This window comes from Acidovorax soli, assembly GCF_014207955.1.
In the GTDB taxonomy this organism is placed as follows: Bacteria; Pseudomonadota; Gammaproteobacteria; order Burkholderiales; family Burkholderiaceae_C; genus Acidovorax; species Acidovorax soli_A.
The window spans coordinates 726153-741341 of record NZ_JACHLK010000001.1 but is presented as its reverse complement, the minus strand read 5'-3'; the positions used below and the strand labels follow the sequence as shown (position 1 = coordinate 741341).

Here is a 15189-nt window from a genome sequence, read left to right as displayed (position 1 = left end):
CAGAGAAAAATAGTACCTGAAATCTCTGTGTTTTACAGGCACCGTGATGGCCTAAAAAACCGACCAGCTTCCCGGCAGCCGCGTTAATCCCAGCTCACTCGCCACCGAATCAAGAACACTTGGATCAATTCCAGCGATTCGTCAATTTCAAAAATGTCTGACGAGACAACACGGGCTGAACCGCCTCGGTCAAAATCCATCGAGTGGTATATAAGCACGAATTCGGGCAGATTTCGGATCCAACAACACAATCCAATCCAAGCTGTGGCGTGAAACCAGAGGAAGCCATACCAAGGAATTACCGTCGTTTGTATCTCCTGCCTTGGCATTATTCAGCGCCGCGCCTACGGCGTCACCAATCATCTGTTGCCGCTGAGGGTACTTTTTGTAAAGTGCAGTTAAAGGCTGTGCACGTGCAAATACTTGCTGGATGCTGAGTTGATAGTCCTGCCAGCGCTTTGGTCGTTGACCAGCTTCGATCCCCTGCATCGAGTCATTGATGTTGTCAAAGCGCTCAGCAGAAGATGACACGGGTCGCAATCCTACTGTGCGAGCTTCGTTCAAGCTCCATGGCATGAACCAATCTGGGACATGAATCAAATCATTTTCCTGAATGTCTACATAGCTGACCGCTCTGAATCTATCCACTTCGAAAACAAAAGCCAGTGGGCGCGCTTGCGCCAATGTGTGTAAGCCGTAACCCAGTGCACACAGTTGTATTGCGGCGATCAGGCCAAGGTCAATCCCCAGGGCCAAACGTGTTTTTTCGGGGCGGTACAAGATGAGGGTCAGCAAAGGTCCGCACACCACATCGACCCCTACCAGAGTCCAGAACAGCTTTTGCCCCCCCGCCAAATCCTTGATTTGCCCAGGAAACCATACAAAAAACACCAGCCCGGCCACGGCCAAAGCCACTAGAAGCGAAACCAAAAAATGGCGCAAAGGCACCAGTAATCTTTTTTTCACTTGAGAATTCATGACCAGGTCCGATGCATGGGATCTGCTTCTACCGAAGTACATTCATGGGGATAAGCAGCAATAAAAAATGCCCGCAAGCGGGCATTTTTTATCAAAGCAATCTGAAATTACTCGATTAACGGCATTCGCTAGGAGCGAACTTTGCAGGCAGCGTACCGGCGGTCACTTGAGGCAAATTGCGGCCGGCAGATACAACGTTGCGATCCGAAGCGCAACCCCAGTCAACCGTACCGGTTTCCGTACCGGCAAGGGCCGCGGCCAGCTGCGAAGGTCCGGCGGTCAATTGCATGTAGGGTGTGTATACCAGGGTAGCCAATGCGGGGATAGGACCGATGTTGGCCTTGTTGAAGGTCACCGTCACTTCGCCGTTCAGGTTGTTGATCTGGGTTTTCGTCACGTACTTACTGACGGCACCATTGCCACCCACTTGTGCGTTGAAGGTATCAGCCACTGCCTTCAGTTCCAGGGCGGTGTTGGCATCCGTTTCCACCAGCTTCTTGCCGCCATTAGCCAGAGCGATACCTTCCGTCACGCGTGCACGCACGGTGTAGTCTTGGTAGGCGGGCAGAGCCACGGCAGCCAGAATACCGATGATCGCCACAACGATCATCAATTCGATCAGGGTGAAACCCTTTTGTGCAAAACGCTTCATAAATCACTCCTCGGAGGTCAGTTGGAATTCAAACCTGCAGAAGAATTCTCCAGGCTGGTTCAACATGAGCAGGTTCCGTGCCACCCTCAGAGCCCCGGGATGCAGGGCCTGAACCCCTCCCCCAAATGGGTCAATTGTCCTTGAAGTGTTTCCCAGCACGGCTTCAGCCTCTCATCGGGACATTCTTGTCACACCACAAACGTCACCACCTGCAACAGAGTGGTCAGAACTCGAACGCATCCCCGGCCTTGAGCCAATAAATGTCATGGGGTGCAGCGCCCAGCGGGCCCACACTCTGGTCGAAGCGGCGGATCTCTTCCATGATGAGCTCGGTCTCCGACGGCTTGGTGTGGGTGATGTAGATGGGGCAGCGCTTGCCGGGCGTCAGCTGCGCCAGTTCCTGGGCCAGGGTGTGGGGCGACAGGTGCAGGCTGCGCTGGGCCAGGGAGGTTTCGCGGTTGCTGAAGGCGGTCTCGATGACCAGCATGGCCACGGGCAGGGAGTTGACGCGGGCCCAGAAATCCGGATTGCGGCCGGTGTCGCCACTGAATACCCACCAGCCCGTGCTGCCAGCCACGGCGTAGCCCACGGCGGGCACTGTGTGCACAGCGGGCAGCACTTCCAGGTGCACGCCCTCGACCGTCAGGCGTTCGCCGACCGAGATGGTCTGGTACTGCAAAAAGGGCTGGTCTGCAGTAGGAATGCTGCTGAAATCCGGCCAGATGGCGTTGTTGAACACGTGCGCCTGCAGAGCGGCAATCGTGCCGGTCAGGGCATGGACCTGCACCGGGCTGCTGCGCAGCGAGGACACGGCATCGAGCATCAGCGGCAAGGCCGCGATGTGGTCCAGATGGGAGTGCGTGAGGAAGACATGGTCGATGCGGCGCATTTCGTCCAGCGTCAGGTCGCCCACCCCCGTCCCGGCATCGATGAGGATGTTGTCGTTGACCAGGAACGAGGTGGTCCGGCAGTCTTTGGCAATGGCCCCGGAGCACCCCAGTACGCGAACCTTCATGTCATGCAGTCCTGTTTGCCGTCGTCTCGTGTGTGTTGTCGGCGCGGGTTGTTGCAGCCATTGTGCTACTTCCTTATTTGGTATCGAACTGGGTGGCACCGTCCCAATCCGGCTGGAAGGGTAACACCCGCAAGGCCTCCACGCGCCCTGCGTACAGCGAATACAGGATGTTTCCAGGTTCCGCTGCGTGCAAATTCCGCAAAAGCAGGGTGCAGGCGTCCCATTCCTGGGCCCGGTAGGCGGCCAGGAGCTGCTGCCAGGTCGCCAGCCGCTGTTGGCGCTCGGGGGCCAGCGGTTCGGCCTCCGTGCCCACGGGGGTGTAGATGGTGACGGCCTGGGCCTTGCCCTTGACGCGCACCCGGTCCAGTTCCTGCCAGATGAAACCTGGCGCCAGGGCACGGGTCGTGTCGCTGACCACCATGGTCACGCCGTAGGTCTTGGACAGGCCCTCCAGGCGGGAGCCCAGGTTCACCGCGTCGCCGATCACCGTGTAGCTGCGCCGGATGTCCGAGCCCATGTCGCCCACGCACATGGTGCCGGTGTTCAGGCCAATGCCCACACCGATCTGCGGCAGGCCCTGGCGGTGGTGCTCCTCGTTGAGCAGGGCAACCGCCTGGGTCATCTCCAGCGCGGCCGCCACCGCCAGTTCCGCATGCCCGGGGGTTGCCACGGGTGCGCCCCAGAACGCCATCACGCAGTCGCCCATGTACTTGTCGATGGTGCCCTGGCGGCGGCTGCGGATGATGTGGGTCAGGCGGCTGAACACGCCATTGAGCATGGCCTGCAGTTGCAAAGGCTCCATGTGCTCGGACAGCGCCGTGAAGCCGCGCATGTCGCAGAACATCACCGTGAGCTCCTGGTTGGCCGCATCCATGCTGTAGCGCTCGGGCTCCTTGAGCATCTCCTCCACCAGTTCCGGGGGCACATAGGTGCCGAACAGGGCCGCCAGCTCCCGCTTGGTCCGGCTCTCCACGAAGTAGCCATAGACCATGTTCAGCGTGAAGGCGGACAAGGCCATCACCAGAACCGTCGCCAGGGGCATGACCAGACCCTGCACCTGGTACAGCCACAGGTTCAGGCCCACCAGGCCCGCCAGCACCCCGGCGCTGAGCAGAACTGCCCTGCCCGCCGTCAGCAGAGGCAGCGAAAGCGCCAGCAGGAGCCCCGTGACCACCAACTGCAGTACATCGAAGTCGGGGGCGAAGTTGGGTTGGAGCACATTCGCGCCATCCAGAAAAGCCGACAGCAGGTTGGCATGCGCTTCCACCCCCGGGTAGGTGCGGCCCACCGGAGTCACGCGCAGGTCGACCAGTCCAGGCGCCGTGGAGCCCACCAGCACGAGCTGGCCCTTGAGGCTGGCTTCGGGCAGCCGCCCCTCCAGCACATCGCTGGCCGAGATGTAGCGGTAGGAGCCGCCGGACACGTCGCCGGGCCCCCGGTAGGGGATGAGGGTCGCCAGATTCGGGTCCACCGGCAGCAGGAGCCGGCTCTGGCCCTTGGCCAGGATGACGCCGCTCAGCACATCGTGGTCGAACTCCGAAAAGGCATCGTAGAGCGGCGACAGATCCGAATAGCCCGTGGCCACCCTGAGCATGGCCAGGGCCAGCGACTCGTAGTACTGCCCCTGGTACTCTGCCAGCAGGGGCAGGGAGCGCACCACGCCATCGCTGTCGGTGATGGAGTTGAAGAACCCCGCGGCGGGCGCCGCCTTCGCCAGCACCTCGATGTTGCTGCCATGGCCTTGCCAGGACGTCGCCCTCAAAGGCTTGCCACGCAGCCGGTCCCGTGACAGCGCGGGCGTCGGCAGCACACCGCGGGCCTGCCCATCCCGATCGCTCGTGAAGTAGTAGCCCAGCACCACGGGCCTGCCCTGCAGTGCCTGGGCAAACCGGGCGTCATAGTCCAGCTCGGGGGTCAGGCGGGCCAGTTGCTCCGAGAAGCCCGGGCTTGCAGCCAAGGGCCCCTGCGCCAGCCGCTGCAGGCTGGCCAGGCCCGAGCTGCCATCGGGCTCGGCGAAGACCACGTCGAACCCGAGCACCGCCACCTGCTGGCGGTCGAGCAACTCGGTGGCAAACCGCGCCATCCTGTCCCGGCCCCAGGGCCACTGGCCGATGCGCTCCAGGCTGCGCTCGTCGATGTCGACGATGGTGATGCGCGTGTCCATCGTGCCCGGCATGGTGGCGCGCAGGCGGGTGTCGTAGATGATGCTTTCCAGCCGCTCCAGCACCTGCAGGTGCAGAACCCCGCTCACGTGCAGCAGGGCGAACAGCAATGGCAGCAGGGTGACGGCGATGCGGCGCCAGTGGCGCATAAACCAGGAACTGAGCCGGGGCCGCATCGGAGGGATCGCTCAGATCGGACGGCGCCCGGCGCTCGGTGCAAGAGAGAACGCCGGGATTTGCGGAACGATGGCGCTGCTCAGGTCTGCTCGAACTGCATCTCGGTGCCTGCCAGCTCCAGCTTGTCGCCGTGCTTGAGCGGCACCGGCGACAGCCCGATGGCCGAGCCGTTGAGCAAGGGCATGTCGGGGCCCTCCACATGCGCCAGCACGAAACCGTGGTGGCGCTTGGTGATCGAAGCCACGGCCACACCGGGCTTGCCGATGGTGGTCACCACCTTGAGCAGCGAGACTTCGCGCCCGGCGGCAGCACCCGACATGACCTTGATCACCGCCGTCATCGGTGCGGGCGCCGGCGCGGCCGGCAAGCCTGCAGGGCGCGACGCCGTACCCAGCGGCGGCACCATGCCGGGCTTGAAGATCATGGTCTTCTCGAAATTCTCGCCCTCGGCCTCGTGCAGGAAGCGGATCTTGTACTTGCCCACCTCCACTGTGTCGCCATTGCGCAGCTCCTGGCGTTTGACGGCCTTGGCATTCACATAGGTGCCGTTGGTGCTGCCCAGGTCTTCGATCTCGACGTCATGCCCGACCATGTGGAAGATCGCGTGCTCGCCGCTCACCGCCAGATTGTCGATCACGATATCGTTGTATGGCCTGCGTCCAAGGGTGGTGCGGTCCTTGGTCAACTGAACTTCCTTGATGACGACGCCGTCGATCGAAACGATCATTCTGGGCATGATCCACTCCTGATTTGAGATTTGTTATGGGCCAGGGCACCGTCAGGCAGCGCCCAGCAAGCGGGACATGAGGCTGCGTTTCTTGCCCCCCGCGCCGGCCTGTACCAGCAGTACGCTAACGTTATCACGACCGCCGTGTGCATTGGCGGTATCAATAAGCAATGTGGTTTTTTCCTCCAGCGGAAGGGCTGCGCGCACCATCTCCGCCAGATCGGCATCGGACACCATGTCCGTGAGCCCGTCCGAGCACATCAGGAACAGGTCGTGCGGCGCCACCTGGAATTCATTGACTTCCATGAGCACATTCGGCTCCACGCCCAGGGCACGGGTGACCAGGTTGCGGTTGGAGGAGATCGCCGCCTGGTGCGGTGTGAGGATGCCTGCGTCCACCTGCTCCTGCAGCCAGGAGTGGTCGCGCGTGATCTGTTGAAGCACCCCGCCGCGCAGGCGGTAGCAGCGCGAATCGCCAATGTGCCCCAGGATCAGCCGCGCGCCCTGGAAGATGCCGGCCACCAGCGTCGTGCCCATGCCGGCATACTGCGGATTCGACAGGGACGCCCCCAAAATGGCGTGATTGGCGTTTTCCACGCAGATTTCCAGCGCCCGGCGCACATCGGTCGACTGTGGCGAGCTTCCTGCCTGGGCCAGCCAGCGGGCCATCTCCGTGCGGATGAAGGTCGTGGCCATGCCGCTGGCCACTTCGCCTGCGTTGTAGCCCCCCATGCCATCGGCCAGGATGGCCAGCTGGGCATCCCGGTCGATCGCGACGGCGTCTTCGTTGTTGCTGCGCACCCGCCCCCGATCGGTGCGCGCAAAAAAATCGTAATTCATGGATAAAGCGGAGCGGGCCTCATCGGGCACTGGATGGCGGCAGGGAAGGATCCTGCTGCGCAGGATATTCCATTACCGTTTCCTGAAAATCCGCCATGTCGCGCCCTGTTGCCTTGCGAGCCGCATCATAGACGACTGTCCGCGGGTTTGTGGCGCTTTCCGTGCCCGCCAGCACCGCCAGGGCGCCCCGGATCTCGGCTGCAAACTGGCGCCCCGTCTGGTAGCGGGCCTCCGGGCGCTTCATCATCGACAGCGCCACCACCGCGGCCACCTCGGCCGGCAGCTCGGGTCGCAGTGTGCGCACATCGGGCGCTGGCACACTGGCGATCTTGTGCATCAGCTCGGGCATGGAGGCCCCGCGCAGCGGCAGCGAACCGGTGAGCATCTGGAACAGGGTCACCCCCAGGGAATACAGGTCGGTGCGCCCATCCACCTTCTTGCCCGCCAGCTGCTCGGGCGACATGAAGCTCGGCGTGCCCAGCACCAGGCCCGTGCGGGTCTTGTTCGAGTCCGTGAGGCGGGCAATGCCGAAGTCGGTCACCTTGACCGCATCGGTCGCCGTATCGAACATGATGTTGGCCGGCTTGATGTCGCGGTGCACCACCTGGTTGGCATGGGCATAGTCCAGCGCCTCGGCCACACGGGCCGCCACCGACAGGGCCAGCGGCACCGGCAGCAGGTTGCCCTCCTTGCAGAAGGGCGACAGGTCCGAACCCTTGAGGTACTCCATGGAGATGTAGGCCAGGTCGTGTTCCTCGCCGGAATCGAAGATGGTCACGATATAGGGGTGCTGCAGCCGCCCGGCGGTTTCCGCCTCGCGAAAGAAGCGCGCACGCGCGTCGATCAGCCCATCGCCCTCGAATTCCTGCCCCAGCGCCAGCGTCTTGATGGCCACGGTGCGGCCGATCTTGGGATCCCGCCCCTGGTACACCACCCCCATGGACCCCTTGCCGATCTCCTTGCTGATCTCGTAGCGGCCCAGCATGGGCAGGCCGATGGTCGCATCGCCCGGCAGGCGTGGCTTGGCAGACACGCTGGGCATGGGCACAGGCGCCGAACTCGGCGGCGTGGTGTCCGGCTGGCCCGAGGCAGACTTGGCCCGGGCCCGCGCCTTGCGGTAGCGCAGTTTGGCATCCTTGTACTGCCGGTCGTGGCGCAGGATGCGCTCATAGACCTGCTTGGCCATGGCGTAATTGCGCTTGCGCTCGAAATCCTGCGCCAGGTGGTACAGGTTGTCCTTGAGTGCCTCGGTCACCGGCAGGCGGCGAAAGCGCTCGAACGCCTGTTCCAGCTTGCCCTGGCCGTGCAGCGCCAGGCCCAGCATGCGCTGGGACTCGGCAGCCTCGGTCGACCTGGCGCGGGAGCTGCCGCCATCAGGGCGCAGCTTCAGTGCCAGCATGGTGGCCTGGCCCACGGCCACCACCAGCGCCGCCCCGAGCAGCGAGAACGACAGCAGCGCATGCTCCAGGGCCAGCCACTGCGCACCGGCCAAGGCCAGCAGCAAGGCCACGCTCACAGCCAGGCCGGCCAGGGCGCTCACCTGTGGCAGTGCCAGCGCCAGGTAGAGCAGCGCCGCCGCCATGGCCAGCCACGCCACCGGCAGCGCCCAATCCGGCACCGCCACGGCATGGCCGTGGCGGATGGCAGACACCATCTGCGCCAGCACCTCCACCGGGTACAGCGACTGCCCACCCGGCGTTGCCAGGGGCGTTGCCTGCGTGGCCGAGGTGAAACCCACCAGCACCGTCTTGCCCTGGAAACCGGGCGCGCCCGCTGCGGGCGCAAGCGCCTGCGCAAAGGACATGCGGGCAAACGCCGGCTGCCCGCCTTCCGGGGCATGAAAGAGAGGCCGCAACAGCGTCGTACTGTCGGTGGCAATGCCCAGACTGCCCAGGCGCAACCAGGGGGCACTGGCCTGCAGGCGCAGGTCGGTGGCACCCAACTGCAGGCTGCGCAGTGCCGCCAGCAAGGCGACCGACGGCACGGCTGCATGGTCATGGGCCAACAGCAGCGGCATCTGGCGCAGCACGCCGTCTGCATCGGGGGTCAACTGCAGGTGGCCAATCGCAGACGCCGCGGCGCCCAAGGTGGCGGGAGGGTGGCGCCCAGTGCCCGCAGGCACGGCGTGCTCACCCGGGTCGGCCAGCACGGAGCGGCGCACATGGGAGGGCAGCGGCGTGGCGGGGCCGGCGGCCGCGTACTGCGACACCAGCACCACATTGCCCGCACGCTGCAGGCTCAAGGCCAGTCGGGCATCACCAGTTGGCGCGGCGACTTCTGCAGCAGGCGCCGCACCAGCACCCGCTGGCTCACCAGGCAGGGCAGCAGCAGGGGTGGGCAGGGGGCGCGCCGGCGTTTCCGGCAGCGGCATGGTGTAGACAATGGCCCGGGCACCAGCGCTTGCCAACTGGTCCACCAGGCGGGCATGGACCTCGGGCGGCCAGGGCCAGGGCCCCAGGGCCTTGAGGCTGCGATCGTCGACGCCCACGACCACCAGATCCGCAGCAGGCTCGGCCGACGCACTGCCGACTGCAGCGTCGTACATCGCCAGATCGAGCCGGTGCACCCAGCCCAGCGTGCTGGCAAGCGCCACCACGATGGCGGCCACCAGTGCGCAGACAAAGCCATCGGTACGCCACCAAACCAGCTGCTGTGCCGATCTTGTTCTGCCCACTTGCAATCGATCCACGGAGGTAATGAGATACCTTTAGAAGCAATTTCCAAGCCCGGCCTGCGCGACCCCGGAAATCCCCATCGCCCCCCTCGAAACCCGCGTCAAACGGTCATTCCATGCCGTTCTTGTCGCATTGCCGCAACGCTGGGCGCCGCGCTTGCCATTTTTGTCAGGCTGATGCTTCTGCGCGGGCATTGCGGCGCTGCCAGAGCTTGCCACCGCCCACCACCAGAATCGCACCCAGCGCTGCAGCCACGTAGTGCAGCGACGGATGGGCGGCCACCAGGCCTTGCAGCGCCGTGTCGCCAGCGATGGTCTCGCCCGCCACCCAGCCGATGAGGGCAGCGCCCAGCACCACGATCAGGGGGAAGCGCTCCATGAGCTTGATCATCAGCGTGCTGCCGAAGATCACCAGCGGGATGCTGATGGCCAGGCCCAGGACCAGCAGCGTGGTGCTGCCCTGCGCCGCAGCCGCCACGGCGATCACGTTGTCCAGGCTCATCACCAGGTCGGCAATCAGGATGGTGCGCACGGCGGCCATCAGGCTGCCATAGGTCTTGGATTCGCCCTCTTCGTCGTCGCCGTCGCTCAGCAGCTGGAAGCCGATCCACAGCAGCAGGCAGCCGCCCACGATCTGCAGGAAGGACAAGGCCAGCAGCTTGGCCGCCACCACGGTGAGCAGCACACGCAGCACCACGGCGGCGCCGGAGCCCCAGAACACCGCCTTGCGCTGTTGTTCAGGCGGCAGGGAGCGGGCTGCGAGGGCGATCACCACCGCGTTGTCACCCGAGAGGATGATGTTGATCCAGACGATCTTGATCAGACCGATCCAGAAATCGGTCGATTGCAGAAATTCCATTGTCGATGACTCCACTGTTATGAATGCAAGAAGCGCCCGGAACCGGGGTTCCGGGCGCTTCTCTTTTTTGGAGCGGCCAGTGTATCGGGCCCTGCGGCCCAAGGCGTCCGTAATAGTGCTTACGAACGCCTGGACGGTCAGCTTACTTCAGCTGGGCCTTGAGCAGCTTGCCCAGTTCCGAAGGGTTGCGCGTGATGACGAAGCCGGACTCTTCCATGATGGCCAGCTTGGCATCGGCCGTGTCGGCGCCGCCGGAGATCAGCGCGCCGGCGTGGCCCATGCGCTTGCCGGGAGGAGCGGTCACGCCAGCGATGAAGCCCACGACGGGCTTCTTCATGTTGGCCTTGCACCACTGGGCGGCTTCGGCTTCGTCGGGTCCACCGATTTCACCGATCATGATCACGGCGTCGGTGTCCGGATCGTCGTTGAAGGCCTTCATCACGTCGATGTGCTTGAGACCGTTGATCGGGTCGCCACCGATGCCCACGGCGCTCGACTGGCCCAGGCCCACTTCGGTCAGCATGGCCACGGCTTCGTACGTCAGCGTGCCGGAGCGGCTGACCACGCCGATGCGGCCCTTGCGGTGGATGTGGCCGGGCATGATGCCGATCTTGATTTCGTCGGGCGTGATCAGGCCAGGGCAGTTGGGGCCCAGCAGCAGGGTCTTCTTGCCGCCGGCGGCTTCCTTGGCCTTCATCTTGTTGCGCACTTCGAGCATGTCGCGCACAGGAATGCCTTCGGTGATGCAGATGGCCAGGTCCAGGTCGGCTTCGACGGCTTCCCAGATGGCGGCAGCAGCGCCTGCGGGCGGCACGTAGATCACCGACACGGTGGCGCCGGTCTGCGTCGCGGCTTCCTTGACGGAGGCGTAGATCGGGATGTTGAAGATCGACTCACCGGCCTTCTTGGGGTTCACGCCTGCCACGAAGGCGTTCTTGCCGTTCGCGTATTCCTGGCACTTCTCGGTGTGGAACTGGCCAGTCTTGCCCGTGATGCCCTGGGTGATGACCTTGGTGTCTTTGTTGATGTAGATCGACATGTGTGTTCTCCGGGCTTACTTGACGGCAGCAACGATCTTGGTCGCGGCTTCGGCCATGGTGTCTGCGGCGATGATGGGCAGGCCGGACTCGGCCAGCATCTTCTTGCCCAGCTCTTCGTTGGTGCCCTTCATGCGCACGACCAGCGGCACGTTCAGGTTCACGGCCTTGCAGGCGGTGATCACGCCGGTGGCGATGGTGTCGCACTTCATGATGCCACCGAAGATGTTGACCAGAATGCCTTCGACCTTGGGGTTCTTGAGCATGATCTTGAAGGCTTCGGTGACCTTCTCGGGGGTGGCACCGCCGCCCACGTCCAGGAAGTTGGCCGGCTCGCCGCCGAACAGCTTGATGGTGTCCATGGTGGCCATGGCCAGGCCGGCGCCGTTCACCAGGCAGCCGATGTTGCCGTCCAGGCTGATGTAGGCCAGGTCGAACTTGGAAGCTTCCACTTCGGCCGGATCTTCTTCGTCCAGGTCACGGTAGGCCACGATCTCGGGGTGGCGGAACAGGGCGTTGGCGTCGAAGTTGAACTTCGCGTCCAGGGCCATCAGGTCGCCCTTGGAGTCGCAGTTCAGCGGGTTGATTTCCACCAGCGACGCGTCGGTTTCCATGTAGCACTTGTAGATCTTCGCGAAGATGTCCACAGCCTGGTCGATGGAAGCACCGGTCAGGCCGATGGCGGCCGCGACCTTCTTGCTTTGCTCGGCGGTGATGCCGGTCAGCGGGTCGATCATCTCGGTGATGATCTTCTCGGGCGTGGAGTGGGCCACTTCCTCGATGTCCATGCCGCCTTCGCTCGAAGCGATCAGGGCTACCTTCTGCGTGGCGCGGTCGGTCACCAGCGACACGTACAGTTCGTTCTTGATGTCGGCGCCGTCTTCGATGTACAGGCGGCGGACCTTCTGGCCTTCAGGGCCGGTCTGGTGCGTCTTGAGCTGCATGCCCAGGATGTCGCCAGCCAGGCGCTTGACGTCGTCGATGCTCTTGGCAACCTTCACGCCACCACCCTTGCCGCGGCCGCCGGCATGGATCTGGGCCTTGACGACCCACACGGGGCCGCCCAGCTTCTGGGCTGCTTCAACGGCTTCTTGCACCGTGAAAGCGGGAATGCCACGCGGAACGGGCACACCAAAATTGCGCAAGATTTCCTTGCCTTGGTATTCGTGAATCTTCATGAGGTCTCTCTCAGGGAAGGGTGGTAGTTACCCGTTTGCCATGAGCAGGTGTCTGGCCGCGGGCTTGGGACATGGCAACCTTCGACTGTATCATGCTGCGACGCACCATCCCTTGTGCCTAACACGTACAGCGTTGAAGTCCATCCATTCTTACCCGGCAGTAGCCACTGCCAGAGCAGCAGGAGTCACCCCATGTCCAAAGTCTTTATCGATGGCGAAGCCGGCACCACGGGTCTGCAGATCCGTGAGCGCCTGCAGGCCATGCCCGCGGTCGAACTGGTCAGCATCGCGCCCGAATTGCGCAAGGATCCCGCCGCCAAGCGCGAGCTGATTGCGGGCGTGGACCTGGTCGTGCTGTGCCTGCACGACGACGCCGCACGCGAGACCGTGGCCATGGTGGACGGCATCGAGCAGGCCGGCGGCCGCAAGATCAAGATCATCGATGCCAGCACGGCACACCGCACCGCCCCCGGCTGGGTGTTTGGCTTTCCCGAGCTGGCGCCGGGCCAGCCCGATGTGGTGGCCGCCGCCACGCGCGTGGCCAACCCCGGCTGCTACGCCACCGGCGCCATCGCGCTGCTGCGCCCCCTGGTCGACGCCGGCCTCATTCCCGCGGACTTCCCGCTCGCACTGCCCTCGGTCAGCGGCTACTCCGGCGGCGGCCGCACCATGATCGAGGCCTACCAGAAGGGCGAAGCGCCGCTGTTCGAGCTGTATGCGCTGGGCCTGTCGCACAAGCACCTGCCCGAAATCATGCGCTACACGGGCATGACGCGCCGGCCCATCTTCGTTCCCTCCGTGGGCAACTTCGAGCAGGGCATGCTGGTGCAGCTGCCCCTGCACCTGGATATGCTGCCCGGCGCCCCCAAGGCCAGCGACCTGCACGATGCCCTGGCCGCGCACTACGCCAAGAGCAACACGCCCGAGCAATGGGTCAGCGTACTGCCCGCCACGGCCGACGGCAAGCTCGACGCCCTGGCGCTCAACAACACCAACAAGCTCGAACTGCGCGTGTTCGCCAACGAGACCTACCGCCACGCCGTGCTGGTGGCGCGCCTCGATAACCTGGGCAAGGGCGCCAGTGGCGCCGCGGTGCAGAACCTCAAGCTGATGCTGGGCATTTAAGCGCCCGAATCGTCCTCTGCGCCGCGCACCACGCGGCGCACCACCTCGCTGGAAAAGCCGCGCGCCATCAGAAAGCGCACCTGCTTCGCGCGGCCCTGCGGGTCCCCGGCCGGCTCGCCGAAGCGGCGGCGCCACACCTCGCGGGCGCGGGCCAATTCCGTGTCCTGCAGCTGGGCCAGGGCCTGCTGCACGGCCTCACCGCCCACGCCCTTGGCCTGCAGCTCCTGGCGGATGCGCGCCGCGCCCATGCGCCCGGCGCGCTGGTGCACCACCGAAGCCACCACGCGCTCCTCGTTGATGAAGTCCCGGGCCTGGAGCTCGTTCAGCACGGCATCGAGGTCCTCGCCCTCCTGCACGTGGGGGCGCAGCTTGCGCAGCAGCTCGGCACGCGAATGCTCGCGCTGGGCCAGCAGCCGCAGCGCGCGGCCTTTCAGGGAAAGCGTGTCAAAACCCATGGATTCGCTCGGCAGCCAGGCCGCAAGGCCACAAAGTGCGACGGCCATCGCCGCAGGGATGCGCGATGGCCGCCAGGGTGGTCTGCGGTGACGGCGCCCAATGCGCCACCACCCGCTTACTCGTCCGACTCTTCGTCGGCCCCACCCATCGGCAAGCCATCGGGCAGCAGCGCAATGCCCAGCCCTTCGCGCACCTTGTTCTCGATCTCGCGAGCGAGGTCGGGGTTCTCGCGCAGGAACTCGCGCGCGTTGTCACGGCCCTGGCCGATCTTCTCGCCGTTGTAGGCATACCAGGCGCCCGACTTCTCGACGATCTTGGCCGCCACGCCCATGTCGATGATCTCGCCCTCGCGGCTGATGCCTTCGCCGAACAGGATGTCGAACTCGGCCGTCTTGAAGGGCGGGCTCACCTTGTTCTTGACCACCTTGACCTTGGTCTCGTTGCCGATGGCGTCGTCGCCCTTCTTGATGGTGCCGGTGCGGCGGATGTCCAGGCGCACCGAGGCGTAGAACTTGAGCGCATTGCCGCCGGTGGTGGTTTCAGGGCTGCCGAACATCACACCGATCTTCATGCGGATCTGGTTGATGAAGATGACCGTGCAGTTGGTCTTCTTGATCGTGGCCGTGAGCTTGCGCAGCGCCTGGCTCATCAGGCGGGCCTGCAGGCCGGGCAGGGCATCGCCCATCTCGCCTTCGATTTCGGCCTTGGGCGTGAGGGCCGCCACCGAGTCGACGACGATCAGGTCCACCGCACCCGAGCGCACCAGGCTGTCCACGATTTCCAGGGCCTGCTCACCCGTGTCGGGCTGGCTGATCAGCATGTCGGACAGCTGCACGCCGAGCTTCTGGGCGTATTGCACATCCAGGGCGTGCTCGGCGTCCACGAAGGCGCAGGTGCCGCCCAGCTTCTGCATCTCGGCGATCACCTGCAGGGTCAGCGTGGTCTTGCCCGAAGATTCCGGGCCGTAGATCTCGACCACGCGGCCGCGCGGCAGGCCGCCCACGCCCAGCGCGATGTCCAGGCCCAGCGAGCCGGTGGAGACCACCTGGATGTCCTCGATGGCCTCGCCTTCGCCCAGGCGCATGATGGTGCCCTTGCCGAACTGCTTCTCGATCTGGGCCAGCGCGGCCGCCAGGGCCTTAGCCTTTTCACTGTTGGCGGGATTGCTGCCTTTGACTGCGACGTCCATGGAAAACTCCTTGTGAATCAACGGGTTGTTTAGCGCATCGGCTTCTGCAATTAACTACAGGCTGGATGCTTGAACAGTAGTTTATGCGAGCCATGGATGCGCAGCAATGGAGTATTTGGT

The 15189-nt window shown here is 64.3% G+C and carries 13 protein-coding genes; 1 reads left to right on the top strand and 12 read right to left on the bottom strand.

Annotated features, from left to right (window positions below; all coding sequences use genetic code 11):
- Window positions 1-189: 189 nt before the first annotated feature.
- The 10 genes from HNP48_RS03425 to sucC form a co-directional block, all read right to left on the bottom strand.
- Window positions 190-978: a hypothetical protein gene (locus HNP48_RS03425; RefSeq protein WP_184855426.1), complete on the bottom strand. Its 789-nt coding sequence runs from the start codon at window positions 976-978 to the stop codon at window positions 190-192.
- A gap of 115 nt (window positions 979-1093) precedes the next feature.
- Complete coding sequence (locus HNP48_RS03420) at window positions 1094-1630, bottom strand: pilin (protein ID WP_184855425.1); 537 nt, start codon at window positions 1628-1630, stop codon at window positions 1094-1096.
- A gap of 223 nt (window positions 1631-1853) precedes the next feature.
- Window positions 1854-2645, bottom strand: coding sequence for an MBL fold metallo-hydrolase (locus HNP48_RS03415; RefSeq protein WP_184855424.1), 792 nt, complete (start codon window positions 2643-2645; stop codon window positions 1854-1856).
- Window positions 2646-2718: 73 nt separating this feature from the next.
- Window positions 2719-4956, bottom strand: a complete 2238-nt coding sequence (locus HNP48_RS03410) for a CHASE2 domain-containing protein (RefSeq protein WP_260420063.1) — start codon at window positions 4954-4956, stop codon at window positions 2719-2721.
- A gap of 107 nt (window positions 4957-5063) precedes the next feature.
- Window positions 5064-5720: an FHA domain-containing protein gene (locus HNP48_RS03405; RefSeq protein WP_184855422.1), complete on the bottom strand. Its 657-nt coding sequence runs from the start codon at window positions 5718-5720 to the stop codon at window positions 5064-5066.
- 42 nt (window positions 5721-5762) lie between these two features.
- Window positions 5763-6551, bottom strand: a complete 789-nt coding sequence (locus HNP48_RS03400) for a Stp1/IreP family PP2C-type Ser/Thr phosphatase (RefSeq protein WP_184855421.1) — start codon at window positions 6549-6551, stop codon at window positions 5763-5765.
- 19 nt (window positions 6552-6570) lie between these two features.
- Window positions 6571-9225 (bottom strand): CHASE2 domain-containing serine/threonine-protein kinase, encoded by a 2655-nt coding sequence (locus HNP48_RS03395; RefSeq protein WP_184855420.1) that lies wholly within the window; start codon window positions 9223-9225, stop codon window positions 6571-6573.
- 169 nt (window positions 9226-9394) lie between these two features.
- On the bottom strand, window positions 9395-10084 hold the full coding sequence (locus tag HNP48_RS03390; RefSeq protein WP_184855419.1) for a TerC family protein: 690 nt from the start codon (window positions 10082-10084) through the stop codon (window positions 9395-9397).
- Between the two features lie 142 nt (window positions 10085-10226).
- Window positions 10227-11123 carry a succinate--CoA ligase subunit alpha gene (sucD, locus tag HNP48_RS03385; RefSeq protein ID WP_184855418.1) on the bottom strand — a complete coding sequence of 299 codons (897 nt, stop codon included), beginning with the start codon at window positions 11121-11123 and terminating at the stop codon, window positions 10227-10229.
- A 15-nt stretch (window positions 11124-11138) separates the two neighbouring features.
- The gene (gene sucC / locus HNP48_RS03380) at window positions 11139-12299 is read right to left on the bottom strand and encodes an ADP-forming succinate--CoA ligase subunit beta (protein ID WP_184855417.1); all 1161 of its coding nucleotides are present in this window, start codon (window positions 12297-12299) and stop codon (window positions 11139-11141) included.
- Window positions 12300-12491: 192 nt separating this feature from the next.
- Between sucC and argC the strand changes: the two genes are divergently transcribed.
- The gene (gene argC, locus HNP48_RS03375; RefSeq protein WP_184855416.1) at window positions 12492-13424 is read left to right on the top strand and encodes an N-acetyl-gamma-glutamyl-phosphate reductase; all 933 of its coding nucleotides are present in this window, start codon (window positions 12492-12494) and stop codon (window positions 13422-13424) included.
- On the opposite strand, the gene recX is transcribed toward argC, so the two are convergent.
- Window positions 13421-13879, bottom strand: coding sequence for a recombination regulator RecX (gene recX, locus HNP48_RS03370; RefSeq protein ID WP_184855415.1), 459 nt, complete (start codon window positions 13877-13879; stop codon window positions 13421-13423). The two genes, argC and recX, sit on opposite strands and share 4 nt — an antisense overlap.
- Window positions 13880-13995: 116 nt before the next feature.
- Complete coding sequence (gene recA, locus HNP48_RS03365) at window positions 13996-15069, bottom strand: recombinase RecA (protein ID WP_184855414.1); 1074 nt, start codon at window positions 15067-15069, stop codon at window positions 13996-13998.
- Window positions 15070-15189 lie beyond the last annotated feature (120 nt).